The sequence below is a fragment of the Pseudomonas sp. QD4 genome (assembly GCF_049199125.1).
Classification (GTDB): domain Bacteria; phylum Pseudomonadota; class Gammaproteobacteria; order Pseudomonadales; family Pseudomonadaceae; genus Aquipseudomonas.
The window spans coordinates 80,356-97,163 of sequence record NZ_JBLZOM010000002.1 but is presented as its reverse complement, the minus strand read 5'-3'; the positions used below and the strand labels follow the sequence as shown (position 1 = coordinate 97,163).

The following is a 16,808-nucleotide window of genomic DNA, read 5'->3' as shown; positions in this document are numbered from 1 at the left end:
CCGGTGGTTTGGCAGACAGTCGCTTTACCCACGCAGGAGGCCTGTTGATAATCCCTCGCTCGGTCAGCTTGGGATAGGGCGATGAAGCAACTGGATATGGATTCTGCCGAATGGGAAATGCTCGACCTTGAATGGCATCAAGGGTTTGCCTTCGTGGAGGGCGCGCTGCTGGTGGAGGAGAGGGCCCGGGATGTCTACCTCATGCTCCATGAGGGGCAGACAGCGGCTGAGCAGGCGCGTCAGGCGGCGGCCGAGCAATTCCCGGTTTCACCCCTGGTGGCGGATGAACCCCTCTGGCGGCACCGTATCCACCGGCATCTGCTACGTGATGCCCGGGCGGACTACTATGCCTTGCCCCGCTACGTCGAGCGTTACGGCTATCACCCTTTGCAAGTCTTGCCGGTGCGGGTGGGCCGTGGCTTGCAGAGCCTGGGCCATGACCATTGGCGCGATCACGACCGCGCCTACTTCTGTCACGACTACGGGCTCGCGGTGATCGAAGGCGCGCAGCATGAGCGCCTGACGCTTCTGCACCCGGTGCCAGAGAACTGGCCTTCGGGCGCGGTGCTGTTCAGTGACGGGCTCAAGGTCTTCCTCGGCGCCCGGGCGATCGCCAGCGCTGAGCAGCAGGTCCGCGGCACCAACCATCCGGCTTATCAAGTGATCGGCGGCCAGGTCTGCCGGGGCGGCGCTGTGCTGCACCAGAAGGACGGTTCGCCGTTGCCGATTGCCAATCCGCACGGCTTTCAGATGCTGGCCTGGCGCTGGGGCACGGACGGGCACTCGGTGATCGTCCAGGCGCAGCAGGGCTCTAGCGTTGCCTACGAGTATTTCTACCGCATCGATAATGTCGACCTGGCGACGTTCAGCGTGCTCAACGAGCGCTATGCCAAGGACGCACGGCGGGCCTACTACCTGACCGGAAAAACCCTGCGTTATGTCGGCGACTTTCGCCTGCTGAACCGCGTTGAGTCGGTGTTCGATGCCGGTGGTCGAGTCTTGAGCCAGAGTGAAAAGGCGGACCCGTACATTGCCGTGGATGACCAGTTCGTCTACCGCAATGGCACCCGTCTGCGGGGTGCCGATGGTCCGAGCTTTCGCCACCTGGGATTCGACTACTACGCTGACCGGCATCGTGCCTACAGGCGCAGCAAACCGCTGGATGTGGATGTAGATAGCTTTGTGGTGACCCAGCCGGATCGCGGCGAATGCAACTATTCGCCCGTGCTGGTGGGGGACAAGCACGGCCCGCTCGGTTCGGATGGGCTGATCGATGACGCCATGCTGCAAGCGTGGTCCGCGTTCTTCGAGGCTCATCCGCAGTTGCAGGGCTACTGGTGGCACCGCCTGCAGGCGCCATCCGCGTCAACCACCCAAGCCCTGCGTTCCATCGGCTTGGGGTTTGAGCTGGGGCACCAGGTGCACTTTCAGGGTCGCGCCATCAATGGTCTGGATGCCGCCAGTTTCAAATTGCTGGGCACACACCTGTGCGGTGACGCCAACGGCTTGTACCTGATCCCCTTTCATCGTGCCGAAACCAAGGTGCCGGAGCGATTTTCTTCAGCCTCCGCCGATCATTACCGTGACCTGGGTGGGCCCTATCTGACAGATGGGCAGAGGATTTTTTGCCACCGGATCTTTTATCAGGCGCCTGAGCCGCTGGCTAAAGCGGATCAGGCCAGCTTCGAGTCCTGCGGGCATGGCTGGGCCAGGGATAAGGGCGCGGTGTACTACTACAGCGAAAGAAAAAGGAACCTCGACCCGGCCCACACGCGCTTCATGGGCAGTTACGCCTTCACCTCGACGCAGATGTTTTCCGCAGGCAAGGCGCTGGAGGTGGAATTCAGCCCGGAAGAAGTGAAGGTTCCCCATCCGGATTTCTTGCAGTTGGGCACGCGCAAGCTGTTTTGTGGCCGGCGCCCGGTGAGTGCCAAACGCATCGACCTGGCCAGTCTGGAGTTTCTCGCGGACCGCTATGCCCGGGACAAGCAGCGTTTTTTCGAGTACGACGGCTACGCGGCGCTCAGTGAAATCAGTGCCGAGCAGTATCGCCAGGCAACGATGAAGGCCTCGGCCGGAGACGCTGAAAATCTGGCTGTTTGAGCGGCAAAAGGGCTGCTGTCAGCATTGATGGTGGTCTTTTTTATCGGATAGGTGACTTGTTGCATGGTGTTTCATGGACAGCTCGCTGGCGAAATAGTAGCCTGCGCGCTCTTCGATAAGAGCTCTTGCGTGCCAGCGTGAGAGGAGCTATGGAATAGCGCGGTATAGCAAGGGATTGAATGCTTGTCGGGGACCTGAATCCGTCTTCTGCCTCTCTCCCTTGATCCCTGCGTACTTGCCATGGTTCCTGAGTGTCAGCGCCTGCCTTCGGCATGCCCGGCAGTCCCGGCTCGAAGAATGAGCATTCAGGGTTCAATGGTGATCGCCCGGCCATTGGTCCCCTAAAAAAGGGCGGCAAGGAGACGCGCATGGCGTTCACTAAAATCATCTTCAAAAACCCGAACACCGGAGCCATCAAGGAAGCGCCAGTTGGTTTCTCCTGGACCGTGTTCTTCTTCGGCTTCATCCCGGCACTGTTCCGCGCCGACTGGAAATGGGCAGCCATCATGTTCCTGCTGGCCATGTTCACGTTCGGCCTGAGCAACCTGGTGTTCATGTTCATCTACAACAAGCTGTACCTCAAAGACCTGATCGGCTCCGGCTTCAAGGCCCAGTCCATCGCCAGCGGCGACCTGAGCTACGCCAGCGCCAACATCGGTATGGAAATCCCGAAGCTGGAAGCGGCATAAGCCACGGGCTTTTAGCCAGACCAAAAAAACGGGCGCCTCCAGTCATGGAAGCGCCCGTTTTTTTTAGGCCTCAGACAGGCTACTGGGCGGCGTCCAGCAGGGCCTGGGAGGCGGCTACGTAGTCGGCCTGGAAGGCCGGTGACTCGATCCAGGCCAGGGCGGCGGCCTCATCGGCTTCAGTGGACCACTGGCGGTACTCGATCAGCGCCGCGAGGATGAAATCGGTGGCGCCGTCTTCGCCTTCCTGCTCGAACACCAGTTCCAGCAGCGGGTCCTGCAAAAAGGCGCTGCACAGGGCCAGTTGGCTGGTCTGCTCGGCGTCGCGCATTTTCTTGAACAGTTCGGTCAGGTCCACCGACTCGAAGTCCAGGCGGTCATCGTTGGGGTCCAGTTCCACCGCGCTGCTGGCGCCGGCGCGCTGGCTGCGGTTCTGCTTGGCCTTGGCTTTGGCCCGGGTGGCACGTTTGTGTTGTTTGTTTGCAGATGCCATGGGCTTCTTACCTGGTGACAAAAGGGGGGAGCGGCGGTTGGAGCCGACAATCAGGCGACACAGGATGCCAGTAAATGAGCGGGCCGGCACCCTTGTCCCCGGGCCCGGGTCAATCGAGCCAGCGTCCCGGCGCGTCGGCCGGCAGCTCGGCGTGCTGCAACCAGGCCAGGGCCAGCGGCCACAACCGGGCCTGGTAGTGGCTGCGAAAAAACGCGAAATGCCCGACCTGCTGTTCGCCGATGTCTTCGGGTGTGAGACGCCGATGGTGACAATCGCCGGCCTCGAAATACGCCAGCAGGCGCTCGATGGCCGGCACCGTGCCGTAGGGGTCATCGCTGATGCTGATGGCCAGGATCTGCGCCGTGACCCGCGCAAAGGGCAGCCCTCCCGTCGTCTCCAGCAGCGCCCGCCCGCTGGGCCGACCCTGGTAGCGAGCGCTGGGGGTGGCCCAGTCGCGCACCACGCCGGAGGGGGTGTCTTCCAGCCAACCCAGGCGCTTGCCGGGGAAGTAACCGCAGACGGCGGTGAGCAGCGGCATCGCCAGGTGCCATTTGAGCAGCATGCGCCAGCGGGTTGCGGCGGCGTAGTCGCGCCAGTAGGCGAACTGCGCGCCAACCGTCACCACGCGCCGGATCAGCGCGCTCGACGCCGCCAGCCCCACCGCGCAGCCGCCGAAGCTGTGGCCGACCACATCGATCGGCTGCCCGGGGAACTCGCGCTGTGCACGTTGCAGCATGGCCTCGAAATCCAGCGCGCCCCAATCCGACCACGACGCCTTGAACCCGCGCAACGAGGCCGGGCGCGACTCGCCGATGCCCCGGTAGTCATAGACGATCACATCCAGGCCGTGGGCGAACAGGTAATCGGCGAAGCGAAAGTAATGTCGGCAACGCACCGAGGTCGCGGCGTTGATGATCACCACCGGGCGCTGCGGCTCGTGGCGCGCATGGCGCCAGGTAAAGCCACCGAGGCGCACGCCGTCTGCGGCCCGTTCATGGAAGGCTTCGCCACCGGGGCTGGCGGTCTGCCGGGCGATGGGCTCGGGCAAGGGGGACTGCACGGTCATGGCAGGTGTTCCTGGTTGGGGCTGGGTCCGCTGCGGGCCGTCGAAAGGGCGAGTGGCAGCGTTCGGCTCTTTTTAGTGCGCCCATTAATAACCGGGCCGCCCTGCCTCGGGCAACTTTACTCGCCCCCGGCCGATCACGATAATCGGCGCCTCTATCACCTCGGAACGCCGCACATGGAATTGCTGGAAAGGGATCTTGCCGATTGGGAACCACTGGAGCTTGAGTGGCATCAGGGCTTTGCATTTCTGGAGGGTGAGCTGCTGGGTGATGCCCAGGTTCGTGACACCTACACCCTGATCAGCCCCCAGGGCAAGGCGCCCAAAACGGTGGTCGAAGAAGCCATCGCCCAACAGTGTTGGCCGACGCCGCTGATCCCCGGGCAGCCGGTTTGGCGCCATCGCCGCCAGCCCCATCTGCTGGCCGATGCCCGCTGGGTTTTCTACCGGTTGCCGGCATACGACGGACGCCGCGGCTTTCAGGTGTTGCAGGCCTTGCCGTTCCAGTTCCGCGAGCCGCTGCACAGCCTGGGTAATCGCTATTGGCGCGACCGTCTGACCCTCTACTACTTTCACGACTACACCGTGCATGCGGTGCAGGGCGTGCGGCATGCCGAGTTTGCCCTGCTGGAGCAGGACCTGCCTGAAGGCGCCGTGGCGTCGCCGCTGTACAGCGATGGGGTCAACCTCTTCCTCAGTGGCAGTCGTGTAGCCAGTGCTGGCGATCAGGTACGAGCGACCAACAGCGCGGGCTATCGGTTGGTCAATGGCCAGGTCTGCTGTGGTTTCAAGCCCTTGCACCGGAAGGACGGCAGCCTGCTGCCGATTGCCAATCCGGAGGGTTTCCATCGGGTCAATGGCCGCTGGTTCAGCGATGGCCAGTCGATCATCGTCCAGGCGCAGCAGGGTTCGAGTGCGAGCTACGAATACTTCTACAGCATCGATGACGTCGACCTCGAAAGCTTCACCGTGCTCAACGAGCGCTACGCCAAGGACGCCCGGCGCGCCTATTACATCACCGGCAGAACCATCCGCAACGTCGGCGAGTTCCGCCTGGTGAAGGAGCAGTACCCGCAGTTCGACGCCAGCGGGCGACTGGTGGCGAGCACGGAAAGCGACGACCGCTATTTTGCCGTGGACGAGCAACATGTCTACGCTGCCGGCACCCGATTGCGCGGCGCTCACGGCCCGAGTTTTCGCTCCCTGGGCTTCAACCATTACTGCGATCAGCAGCGCGCCTATCTGGGCAAGCAGCCGCTGGAGCTGGAGGTGGATAGCCTGGTGGTGGCCAAGCTGTACCGCGGCGAGGACGAATACGCACCGGTGCTGGTGGGCGACCGGCATGGCCCGCTGAACTCTGGCGGAGTGCTTAATAACGCGATGTTCGAACAGTGGGCGCCGTACTTTGCCGCGCACCCCGAGCGACAGGATTACTGGTGGCACCGCATGCAGGCGCAACGTGAACAGCCTGAAGCAGAGGAGGACCCCGCCAACCTGCGGGATATCGGCCAGGGCTTCAGCCTGGGGCGCAGTGTCTACTTCCAGGGGAATAAGATCGAAGGCCTGGACGCGGCCAGCTTCAGATTGTTCAACGAAATCCTGTGCGGCGATGTCAATGGCCTGTACCGCGTTGACTTCTATTCGAAGGCCAACATGACCGCCGAGCGTTTTTCGGCCCAGCCTGTAGAGTGTTTCCGGTTCCTGGATGAGGCGTACATCACCGATGGCAAGGCTGTGTTCAAGTACTGGAATCACTACCACCTGCCGGAACTGCTGCGCAAAGCCGATCTCGCCACCTTCGAAACCTTCAGCCACGGCTGGGCCAGGGACGCGTCGGCGGTGTACTGCTACGGCGAAATAAAAAAGCACCTCAACCCGGCGACCACGCGCTTTTTGGGCAGCTATGCCTTCAGCCCCGAACTGATGTCGTGGGCCGGCAAACCGCTGGATGTGGAATTCACCATGGACGAAGTGTCGGTGCCGCACCCGGAGTTTCTGCAACTGGGGACCCGCAAACTGTTCTGCGGCCGCCGCCCGCAGAGCGCCAAGCGTATCGACCTACCGACCCTGGAGTTTCTCGACGGCAAATTTGCCCGGGACAAACGAACGTTCTATCGCTACGAGCGCGACCTGGGCCTGACTGAAACCAGCGAAGACGAGTACCGGCAAGCCTTGGCCAAGGCCGGCGAAACGTCGAAATAATCACTCACCAAAGGACTGCACACATGGACGCGACAAACACGCTGCAACCCCAGGAATGCCAGGGCATGGACGATATCCGCCGGGAAATCGACCGCCTGGATCAGAGCGTCATCCAGCTGCTGGGCCAACGTTTCCAGTACGTGCTGGCGGCCTCGAAGTTCAAGACTTCGGCCACCTCGGTGCGCGCTCCGGAACGCTTCAAGGCGATGCTTGCCACCCGCCGCGAATGGGCCCAGGCCGAGGGCCTGAGCCCGGACGCCATCGAGAAAATGTACAGCGACCTGGTCACACATTTTATCGAGCAAGAGCTGCAGCATTGGCAGGCGGCGCAGCCTGCGGTTTGAGTCGATCAGCTTAGGCGCACGCTGAGGCTAGAAGCCCACCGCTCCGCTCCCCGGTAGTTGTCTGCGAGCCCTTCAGGGGCTCGACAGAGCACGCAATAGGGGGTGGAGCGGTGGGCTTTTGCGTTCCCTAAGCAGGCTTTCAGAAGTCTGCAATAAATTAAGAATGGTCTTATGTGCACGTGCGGAGCATGGGCCTAGCATCCTCACGCCTCAAAGAACGCGTGCATGCGCCGCCGGTCGGGAGCCATGCAACGGTTAATTGACGCCAGAATGATGGCCATTTAGCATCATCGTGCTTTCTGCATGGACTGCAGTGCCTTATCAAAGGATTGAACATGTACGGACCCTCCCTCGCGAACCGCTTGCGCGTCGCGTTTGTGTGCCTGCTCTGGTTTTCTGCTGTACCGGATGCGGCCTTGGCCGCGACCAATCCGGGCGATCAGGAGCTGATCCGCGACCGCCAGAACCGCTTGCTGGAAGAGCAGCAACGGCGCCTTGAAGAACTCAGGGAGCTGCCGGGTAAAACGCCAACACCCGATGCGCCCGAAGTCGTTGGCGACCCTCGTTGTTTTGCCATTCGCCAGGTCGATTTGCAGGGCGCCGAGCAGTTGTCCGCCGCCCAGCAGGCGCGCTTGCTGGCGCCCTATAACGGCCAGTGCCTGGGCATGGCGCAGCTCAACCAGTTGCTTCAGGTCATCACCGATCACTACCTCCAACAGGGCTTTGTGACCAGTCGTGCCTACCTGCCGCCGCAGCATCTGGGCAGCGGCATTTTGCGGGTGCAGGTGGTGGAAGGCCGCCTGGAACAGGTGAACCTGGCCCCGGGCAGCCAGCTGTCCCAACGGGAAATAGCCATGGCCTTTCCCGGGCACGAAGGCCAGCTCCTGAATCTGCGGCAGGTCGAACAATTGCTCGACCAACTCAACCGGCTGCCTTCCAACCGCGCCACCATGGAGCTGATGCCTGGCGAGGCGGTGGGTGGCAGCCAGGTGCTGCTGAGCAACCAGCCGCAACAGCCTTGGCGTGCCGCGTTGGCCCGGCATAACAACGGCCAGAAAAGCACCGGTGAACAACAGTGGAACCTTGGGTTGGGCTGGGACAGCCCGCTCGGGCTCGCGGACCAGTTGAACCTGCGACGCAGCGAGGATGCCGTCAGCGATCACCAGCGCCGTTCCGCCAGCAACTCTCTCAATTACAACCTGCCCTGGGGCTGGTGGAACTTCAGCTACAGCTACAGCGACAGTGAATACCGTACCCGTGGACAAGGTGCCGGTTTCGATTTCAAGTACAGCGGTGAAAGCCAGACCCATCAAGGACTCGTCGAGCGCGTGATTCACCGTGACGCCCAAGGCAAGACGGCTTTGAGCGCCGGCCTCAGTCATCTGCGAACGGTCAGCTATATCGAAGACAGCCCGCTGCGCAACGGCACTCAGCGCATCACCGAAGCCCAGTTCGGCTTTAGCCATGGTCGGGTGTTGGGCAGCGCCTTCGGCAACCTGGAATTGGGCATGCAGCAAGGCTTCGGCGCCCTGGATGCGATGTCCGACAAGCACGCCGCAAGCACCACGCCAACCGCCCGCTACCGCAAATACACGGCGACCTTGAGTTACCTGCAACCGTTCAAGTTGTGGGGTGAGGACTGGGCGTTCAGCAGCCTGGCCACCGGTCAGCGCAGTGAAGACCTGCTCTACAACAGCCAGCGCATCAGCCTCACCGGGCAGTCGGCGGTGCGTGGCTACAAAGAGCAATTTCTCTCGGGCGACAGTGGTGGCTACTGGCGCAACGACCTGCGCTGGACCCGCCAGGTCGATAGCACCTGGCTGCGACCGTGGGTTCAGCAATACGGGCTCGGTGTGGCCTACGACCAGGGCGTTGTTCGCCACGACGCCCACAGTGCCGGGCAAAACGGCCAGGTGTCGAGCAATGCCCTTGAGCTCTTTGGCCGGGGTCAGCACATGGGCGCCAGCCTGACGTTTGCCCACTCGCTCAAGCGCCCCACGGCGCTCAGCGAAAGCGAGGCGCCGATCTACTTTCGCCTTGAATTTTTTCTTTGAATGATGTGCCAAGGATTACGTGATATGGACGTTACGCAACAGGCCACCGCGACCTGCAGACCTGCGACCCGACTGCACACTCTCGAGGGTTTTCGAGGCTTGGCCAGGCGCGGCCTGGCGCTGATTCTGGCCAACGCGATGGTCTGGCAACCCTTGCTGGTCCAGGCCGAGGGCATTGCCATCAATGGCGGCGGTGGCAGCCTCGGTGCGGCGGCCAACGGCGTCCCGGTCATCAACATTGCCAAGCCCAATAGCAATGGCCTGTCGCATAACACGTTCGAGCACTACAACGTCGGTAGCCAGGGCCTGATCCTCAACAACGCGATCGACCGGACCCAGAGCACCCAGTTGGGCGGAATCATCCTCGGCAACAGCCACCTTCAAGGTCAATCCGCGACCACCATCCTCAACGAGGTCACCAGCAACAACTGCACGCAGCTCAAGGGCTACACCGAAGTGGCCGGGCAGGCCGCACGGGTGATCATCGCCAACCCTTACGGCATTACGTGCGACGGTTGCGGCTTCATCAACACCCCCCAGGCCACACTGACCACGGGCAAGCCGGTCGTCGACCAGGGCCGCCTGGACCGTTTCACGGTCGATGGCGGGGATATCGCCATCGAGGGTGCCGGCGCCAAAGCCAGCAACCTCAACCAGTTCGACCTGATCACGCGTTCGGCCAAGATCAACGCCAAGCTCCATGCAAAAAAACTCAACGTCATCGCCGGGCGCAACGAGGTGGACGCCAGCAGCCTGGCCGTCACGGCCCTGGCGCCAGGCGGCTCCCCGGCGCCGCAGTTGGCCATCGACAGCAGTGCCTTGGGCGGCATGTACGCCGGGGCGATCAAGCTGGTGGGCACCGAGCAAGGAGTTGGCGTCAAACTCTCGGGGGAAATGGCCGCCAGCGCCGGCGATATCCAGATTGATGTTGACGGTAACCTGACAATGGCCACCACCGCCGCCACGGCGGCGCTGAGCGTCAAGGCCCAGAGCCTGCGGGCCGACGAGGCGTTGTATGCCGGCGGCGACCTGGACATCAACACCCGCGACGAACTGTTCAGCCACAAGAGCATCGCCGCTGGCGGCAAGGTAATGCTGGCCAGTAACGGGCAACTGACCAACCTCGGCGCCATCGAGGCCGGGGTCAATACCGACAACAGCCGCAATTCGCGCGGCGATGTGCAGATCACCGCGCAGCACCTGCGCAACGCCGGGCAGGTCATCGCCACGCGCCAGCTCGATATCGGCACCGAGCAGACGCTGGACAACCGCGACGGCAAGCTGATCGGTGCCCAGGTCCAGCTCAGTGCCACCCGCCTCGACAACCGCAATGGCCTGATCGGCGCCAGTACCGGCGAGACCAAGGTGAGCGCCCGCGAGCAACTGGACAACCGTGGCGGCACGCTGCAAGCCGAAAGCAAGCTGCGCCTGGACGGTGGGGCCATGCTCAACCGCAACGGCGTGATGCTCGGCAAGCAGGTCACCCTGGACGCCAAGAGTCTGGACAACAGTGAGCAGGGCCACATCGTGGCCGAGGCCGGTCGCCTGAGTGCGACGGTGGAGCAGGCGCTCGACAATCAACAGGGGCGCCTGCAAGCCTCGGCCGGGGACATGGAGCTCTCGGCGGCCAGCCTCGACAACCGTGGTGGCGTGATGGTTGGCGAGCACGTCCAGGTCACCGCCACCCAGGGAGGCCTGGACAACCAGGGCGGCCAAGTGCTCGGCAGCGGCCTGCAGGTCCAGGCCAAGACCGCGATTGATAACCGCGACGGCGGCCAACTGCTGGCGGGCAGCAACGGCTTGAAACTGGGCAGTGCGTACTTGCACAACCAGCAGGGCCAGGTCATTGCCGGGGGCAGTCATGCGCAGCTCGAGCTGGAGCACCTGGACAATCGGCAGGGCAGTATCAGCGCCAGCAGCCTGAGCCTGACCGCCGACGAAGCCGACAATCGCGCAGGCCACCTCGCCAGCCTGGACGGCCATTTGCAACTGAGCGTGGCGCGACTGAACAACCAGGGCGGATTGATCGAGGCCAGCCAGCACCTGCTGATCGAGGGGCAGCGTCTGGACAACAGTGCCGGCGGCCGGCTGATTGCCTACCTGGGTGAGCTGAGTCGTATCCAGCTCGGCGGCGAACTGGACAACCGCAGCGGACGCATCGCTATTGGCAGCCGCGACTTTGGCCTGCAAGCCGGGACCCTGCACAACGTTGGCGGGCAGATCGAACACGCGGGCAGCGGCTCGTTCGGCCTGCGTTCGGCCAGCCTGTTCGGTGCCCAGGGCCGGGTGATCGGCCAGGGCAGTGGCGCCTGGAATATCGCCCAGGTCGATGGCGCCGGTGTCTGGCACCTCAACGGCGCACTGGATGTCAGTGGCCTGAACAGCATCTCCCTGATGGCCGGCGACCGTATCGCCAGTGCCGGCAACCTCAGCCTGGCAGCCGTCAGCCTGAATAACGCCGGCGAGCTGCTGAGCGATGGCGACCTGGTCCTGACGTTGTCCGGTGACCTTAACAACCAGGGCTTGATCTCGACCCAGAAAGCGCTGCGTATCGACGCCGCCAACCTGACCCAGGAGGGCGGGCGCATCGCCAGTGCCGCCGAGGCCGAAGTCAACCTGACCGGGCTGCTCGACAACCTGGGGCGCCTGACCGCTGGCACTCAACTCAATGTGCGCGCCCAGGGCATCGACAACCGCGGCACCTTGGGCGCGCAACAGTTCCTTGGCCTTACCGCCATCCAGGGCATCAGCAACCAGTCCGGCGGCTTGATCTTCAGCGGCGCCGATATGCAATTGCGCGCCAACAGCCTGCTCAATCGCTACGCCGATCTCTACAGCAAAGGCAACCTGAGCTTCGCTGCGGTCGACGGCGGCCGTGCCCGTGAAATGCGCAACCTGTCCGGCAGCATCGAAAGCGAAGGCGACCTGCAACTCAAGGTCGGTGAACTGGAGAACGCCAAGGCCGACTTCGAAGCCGGCGAAAGCGTGGCCAACCGCAACATTCTGATCAACTGCATCGACTGCCGGGGCGATCGCCACTCCGGCTACTACATCGTGCGCACCACCTACGAGGGCTCCGTTCTCAAGGACTCGCCGGCTGCGCGCCTGCTGGCCAATCGCGACCTGTTGCTGGAGGCCGTGACCGTCACCAATGGCCAGAGCCTGCTGGCGGCCAACCGTAACCTCAGCGTCACGGCGGCCAACTTCTACAACCGGGGGCTGACCCTCGACAACCGCGTCGAGACTGTCAATTACTTCCTCAGCGACGTGAGCCAAAGCGCCTACCGCGTGACCGAAGCGGCGACCAATGCCTGGAACGCCTGGAACGCCGGTCTGGCTCCCGGAGACCAGGCGCCGATCCCCGTCTCGATCACCCAATATGGGGTTCACAGCAGCAACAGCACCCTCACCCCCGGCACCAACACCCTTGAAAGTGGCACCGTACAAGCCGGCGCGACGCTGAGCCTGAACATCAGCGGTGAACTGGTCAACGGAACCCTCAGCCCCCAGGGCGACGCTCAACTCCGTGGAACCACCCTGGACAGCCAGGCCTATGGCGCTGGTGGCCAGGAGGTGATTCTCGGCACCCAGGCCGGCGCGCCGGGGCCGTTGAAAGACGTGAAGCGGGTTGAAGTCGTCAATGCCGATGGCAGCGTCCACGTCAGCTTCGTGCCACAGGACTTCAGCGACGCGCCGTTCGTCAGCGTCGACCCGACTTCGCTGCCGACCTTCCGTTTGCCCCAGGGTGAATATGGCCTGTTCACCCAGAGCCGCAACCCGGCGAGTCAGTACCTGATCGAAACCAATCCGGCACTGACCGACCTCAAGCGGTTCATGAGTTCGGACTACCTGCTGGGCCAACTCAATTACGATTTTCGCGAAGCGTCTCGGCGCCTGGGCGATGGGCAATATGAAACCCGCCTGATCGCCGATGCCGTGCGGGCCCAGACCGGCCAGCGCTTCCTTGCCAATGGCCTGAGCAGCGACTACGAGCAGTTCCAGTACCTGATGGATAACGCCATCGGCAGCAAGAGCGCCCTGGGCTTGAGTGTCGGCGTGGGCCTGACGGCTGAGCAGGTGGCGGCCCTGACCCATGACATCGTCTGGATGGAAGAGCGGCTGGTCGACGGCGAATCGGTACTCGCCCCGGTGCTGTACTTGGCCAAGGTCGATTCTCGAAACCTGCGCGGCGCCAGCCTGATTCAAGGGCGTGACGTCAACCTGATCAGCGGGGCTGACCTGAAGAACGTGGGGACCTTGCGCGCCAGCAAAGACCTCACCTTGATCAGCGGTGGCAGCGTCCTTCAGGGAGGGCTGGTCCAAGCCAACGACCGCTTGAGCCTGCTGGCGCAGGGCAGCATCCGCAATGCCCTGGCCGGGGAGATTCGTGCCGATAAGGTCGACCTCACCAGCCTGAGCGGCCATATCGTCAACGATCGCACAGCCACCGCCCTGACTGTCGGTGCCGGCAGCGTGACCCATGTGGACGCTGGCAGCCTGATCAGCGCCGGCTCGCAACTGACCCTGAACGCAGCGCAGGATCTGGTGAACGCAGGGCGGATCAGCAGTGGCGGTGACGCCACCCTGAGCGCGGGCAACGACATCAACCTGCTTGCCGTCGAAGACCGCACCCTCAGCGTCGAAGCGTTGGGGCGCGGCATACGCCGCGAAGAGCACATGACCCAGCTGGGCTCCAGCGTCAGTGCCGAGGGCAACCTCACGCTGAAGGCCGGTAACGACATCAACGCCCTGGCCAGCAGCGCCAGCGCCAGGCAGGACCTGAGTGTCGAGGCTGCGCGGGACATCAACCTGGCCTCCGCCGCCGACGAACACACCCTAGAAAGCCGCTACAAAAAGGGCCAGAAAAAAGTCCACAGCATCGACAGCCAGACTCGCCAAGTCGCGAGCGAATTCAGCGCGGGTGGCAACCTCGACCTGCTGGCCGGGCGCGACGCCACCCTGGTGGCCAGCACGCTCGAGGCGGGTGAAGAGGCTTATGTCCATGCCGGCCAGCAACTCAACCTGCTGGCCGCTGAAAACAGCGATTACTCGCTGTACGACATGAAGAAAAAGGGCAGTTGGGGCAGCAAGAAAACCCAGCGCGACGAAGTCACCGACATCACCAAGGTGGGCAGCACCATCAAGGCCGGCGGCGACCTGACCCTCAAGAGCGGTGGCGACCAAACCTATCAAGTGGCCAAGCTCGACAGCGGCCGCGACATCCTCCTCGACAGCGGCGGAGCCATCGCCTTTGAAGGGGTGAAGGACCTGCATCAGGAGAGCCACGAGAAGACCAACAACAACGCGTTCTGGGTCTCCTCCAAAGGCAAGGGCAATACCGACGAAACCCTGCGCCAGAGCCAGATGGTGGCGGCCGGCAACATCGTGATCAAGGCCGTCGATGGCCTGCAGATTGATGTGCGGCAGGTCAACCGGCAAAGCGTCAGCCAGACCATCGACGCCATGGTCGCCGCCGATCCACAGTTGGCGTGGCTCAAGGACGCCGAGCGACGCGGTGATGTCGACTGGCGCCAAGTGAAGGAAATCCACGACTCCTTCAAGTACAGCAACGCGGGGCTTGGGCCGGCGTCGCAGATCATTATTGCGATTGTGATGGCGGCGGTAGTCGGGCCGGCGGTACTGGGGGCCATGGGCACCGCGACCGGTGCAGCGGTTTCTGCTGGAACAATCAGTTCAGGTGCAGCAGGGGCCTTTGGTGCTGGAGTCAGCGCGGTGGCTTCGGGAGCGGCAACCAATGCGACTGTCAGCTTTATCAATAACGGCGGCAACCTTGGGGCGGTCTTTAAGGACGTTACCTCTTCGAATGCGCTGAAAGGCTACGTGATTTCTGGTGTGACGGCGGGGCTTACCGCTGGCGTGTTTGATGGTTGGACCTCAACCCAGACCACCGTTGGGGCAGGCACCGGGACAGGCACCATTGTGACCTCACCTGGCGCGCTCAGCACTTGGAGCGGAGTGGGCCAGTTTGCCGCCAACCAAGCGTTACAGAGCGGAACTTCCGCGCTGCTGAGCAAGGCGCTAGGGCAGGGCGGAGACGTTGGTGATGCGCTGAAGGGGGCGTTGTTCAACACGCTGGCGGCAGCAAGTTTCAATGCTGTTGGGGATTTCACCCAGGGCAAACTAACGGAAGGTTACCCGCCCAAAATCATTGTCCATGCCATGGTGGGTGGCCTGCTTTCTAAGGCTACCGGGGGGGACTTCAGGACTGGCGCGTTGGCGGCAGGGATCAACGAGGCGGTGGTCAGCTACCTGAACGATTTGGTCAATGGCAATAAGACGCTATTGTCCATGAACTCGCAGATCGTCGGTGTGCTGTCTGCGGCCTCGCAGAAGGATGCAGATGCGCAGTCGATGGAGAAGGGTGGTTGGGTGGCGCAGAACGCCACGCAATACAACTTCGGCGAGCACGTGCCAGCAGGTCTGGCTGAGTATGCACAAGCCTCCACCACCCTCTCTGAGTTCATGCAAAAAGAGGGATACTCTGCGGAGGCTGCAGCCCAAGCACAGCAGGAGCTCGCCAGAGGGCAGGGTTTTGATGGGGTTCAACCGGCTACTGAGTTCACTAAGGCGTGGGCCATGTTCATGGCCGGAGAGCTTACGGGTGTAGGGGTAGCGGCTGCATTAGGAAGGATGGGGTGGTTTGCAAAAGGCGCGGATGTTACTGGTTCTGCTGCGAAAGGAGACGCTCTTGTAACTAAAGGAAGTGAGGTCACTCCAGAAATTATCCAGAAAGCATTGAGAGGTGATAAAACTATTATTGCGCAAGATGGCGTTTCCCTACCAATGATTCAACGGTACGTTGACAGGCTCCTTAAGGGAGATGTTGCTCCAGCAATTAAGATGGATGGCAATGTGATTGTGGAAGGTAATCATCGATATATCGCTGCTAGAATCCTCGGTAGAGAACCTACAGTAGATCCTGGCGTATTGAGTGGCTACAAAGCGACTAAGAAAAGACCAATCGTAAGTCTTGAAGTTTCACCTTTGGACTGGGATAAAAGATGATTACGATAAAGTTTGAGACGGGCGACTGCCTAGAGCTTCCTATTGAAAGTTTTGTTGGTGCGGATCTTAAAGGTGTTAATTTTCATCGTGCGATATTTGAGTATTTGGATTTCAGTAAAGCCGACTTTACAGGTTGTGATTTAAGGAATTCTGTTTTTTATTTTTCTGTATTGAATAATGCAAAAATGAAAGATGTTTCATTGGTTAATGCGATACTAACGGGGTCTAGAATGAGGGGGAGCGATCTTTCTGAATCGTTACTCATGTATTCTGACTTCGCTAAAGTAGACTTAAGCTTAGCTAATCTAAAAGATGCCAATGTGACGGGGGGGGACTTTCGAGGCGCTGAGTTGTTTGGGGCGGACTTCAGTGTCATCGGTTTGGATAAGTGTAAGCTTCAGGGGGCTTTATATGATGGTGCAACTATCTGGCCAAGAAATTTCAAACCCGATGAGTATGGTTTGTTAAAGAAAAAAAGTATCATTGGTCCCCGGTTGTAGTTTTCTGACTGTAGGTGCGGTCAGGCATAGAGAAATGCGGCAAAAGGCATTAGCGGCGGCCTCGGCCCGATGTATAGGCAAGCGGATAGCCCACAACTAGAAAAAATTCTAACATCGTATTACGGAGCAGATAAGACCGGTGCCTGTGTAGGTAATGGTGGCTTAGCTGATGCATTGAGATACGAAAATCAGACCGGAGTACTGCTATCCGATTCAGGACATGCCCAAAAGGCAGTTGAAATGCAAACTCGACTTAGCAATTTTATTAGAAAAGCAGATAATCAACCTCCGGGGTCATATCCAAACAGCCAGAGAGATGTTGAGTATGCTCGCGAAC

At 61.5% G+C, this 16,808-nt stretch carries 9 protein-coding genes; 7 read left to right on the top strand and 2 right to left on the bottom strand.

The annotated features are described in order from the left end of the window. Nucleotides 1-81: 81 nt before the first annotated feature. Nucleotides 82-2,103, top strand: a complete 2,022-nt coding sequence (locus ACOZJV_RS11165; protein ID WP_421547642.1) for a DKNYY domain-containing protein — start codon at nucleotides 82-84, stop codon at nucleotides 2,101-2,103. A gap of 368 nt (nucleotides 2,104-2,471) precedes the next feature. Beyond that, nucleotides 2,472-2,792, top strand: coding sequence for a hypothetical protein (locus tag ACOZJV_RS11160; RefSeq protein WP_020299573.1), 321 nt, complete (start codon nucleotides 2,472-2,474; stop codon nucleotides 2,790-2,792). Between the two features lie 79 nt (nucleotides 2,793-2,871). Here ACOZJV_RS11160 and ACOZJV_RS11155 read toward each other — a convergent pair whose 3' ends face one another. Then, nucleotides 2,872-3,282, bottom strand: coding sequence for a hypothetical protein (locus tag ACOZJV_RS11155; RefSeq protein ID WP_078469361.1), 411 nt, complete (start codon nucleotides 3,280-3,282; stop codon nucleotides 2,872-2,874). A 109-nt stretch (nucleotides 3,283-3,391) separates the two neighbouring features. Then, nucleotides 3,392-4,348 (bottom strand): alpha/beta fold hydrolase, encoded by a 957-nt coding sequence (locus ACOZJV_RS11150; RefSeq protein ID WP_421547641.1) that lies wholly within the window; start codon nucleotides 4,346-4,348, stop codon nucleotides 3,392-3,394. A gap of 174 nt (nucleotides 4,349-4,522) precedes the next feature. Here ACOZJV_RS11150 and ACOZJV_RS11145 point away from each other — a divergent pair, with 174 nt between their 5' ends. The 5 genes from ACOZJV_RS11145 (at nucleotide 4,523) to ACOZJV_RS11125 (ending at nucleotide 16,471) form a co-directional block, all read left to right on the top strand. Next, entirely contained in the window at nucleotides 4,523-6,547 is a 2,025-nt protein-coding gene (locus ACOZJV_RS11145) for a DKNYY domain-containing protein (protein ID WP_421547640.1), read from the top strand. Nucleotides 6,548-6,570: 23 nt separating this feature from the next. Next, a complete protein-coding gene (locus ACOZJV_RS11140; RefSeq protein WP_078469364.1) occupies nucleotides 6,571-6,891 on the top strand; it encodes an isochorismate lyase in 321 nt (106 codons plus the stop codon). 335 nt (nucleotides 6,892-7,226) lie between these two features. Further along, nucleotides 7,227-8,945, top strand: a complete 1,719-nt coding sequence (locus ACOZJV_RS11135; protein ID WP_421547639.1) for a ShlB/FhaC/HecB family hemolysin secretion/activation protein — start codon at nucleotides 7,227-7,229, stop codon at nucleotides 8,943-8,945. A gap of 24 nt (nucleotides 8,946-8,969) precedes the next feature. Next, nucleotides 8,970-15,971: a DUF637 domain-containing protein gene (locus ACOZJV_RS11130; protein ID WP_421547638.1), complete on the top strand. Its 7,002-nt coding sequence runs from the start codon at nucleotides 8,970-8,972 to the stop codon at nucleotides 15,969-15,971. Further along, entirely contained in the window at nucleotides 15,968-16,471 is a 504-nt protein-coding gene (locus ACOZJV_RS11125) for a pentapeptide repeat-containing protein (RefSeq protein ID WP_421547637.1), read from the top strand. The genes ACOZJV_RS11130 and ACOZJV_RS11125 overlap by 4 nt, the downstream gene beginning before the upstream one ends. Nucleotides 16,472-16,808 lie beyond the last annotated feature (337 nt).

What these genes read in the sequence shown, in the direction of transcription:
- ACOZJV_RS11165 (WP_421547642.1), top strand. Translation starts at nt 82, where the DNA reads ATGAAGCAACTGGATATGGATTCTGCCGAATGGGAAATGCTCGACCTT.
- ACOZJV_RS11160 (WP_020299573.1), top strand. Translation starts at nt 2,472, where the DNA reads ATGGCGTTCACTAAAATCATCTTCAAAAACCCGAACACCGGAGCCATC.
- ACOZJV_RS11155 (WP_078469361.1), bottom strand. Translation starts at nt 3,282, where the DNA reads ATGGCATCTGCAAACAAACAACACAAACGTGCCACCCGGGCCAAAGCC.
- ACOZJV_RS11150 (WP_421547641.1), bottom strand. Translation starts at nt 4,348, where the DNA reads ATGACCGTGCAGTCCCCCTTGCCCGAGCCCATCGCCCGGCAGACCGCC.
- ACOZJV_RS11145 (WP_421547640.1), top strand. Translation starts at nt 4,523, where the DNA reads ATGGAATTGCTGGAAAGGGATCTTGCCGATTGGGAACCACTGGAGCTT.
- ACOZJV_RS11140 (WP_078469364.1), top strand. Translation starts at nt 6,571, where the DNA reads ATGGACGCGACAAACACGCTGCAACCCCAGGAATGCCAGGGCATGGAC.
- ACOZJV_RS11135 (WP_421547639.1), top strand. Translation starts at nt 7,227, where the DNA reads ATGTACGGACCCTCCCTCGCGAACCGCTTGCGCGTCGCGTTTGTGTGC.
- ACOZJV_RS11130 (WP_421547638.1), top strand. Translation starts at nt 8,970, where the DNA reads ATGGACGTTACGCAACAGGCCACCGCGACCTGCAGACCTGCGACCCGA.
- ACOZJV_RS11125 (WP_421547637.1), top strand. Translation starts at nt 15,968, where the DNA reads ATGATTACGATAAAGTTTGAGACGGGCGACTGCCTAGAGCTTCCTATT.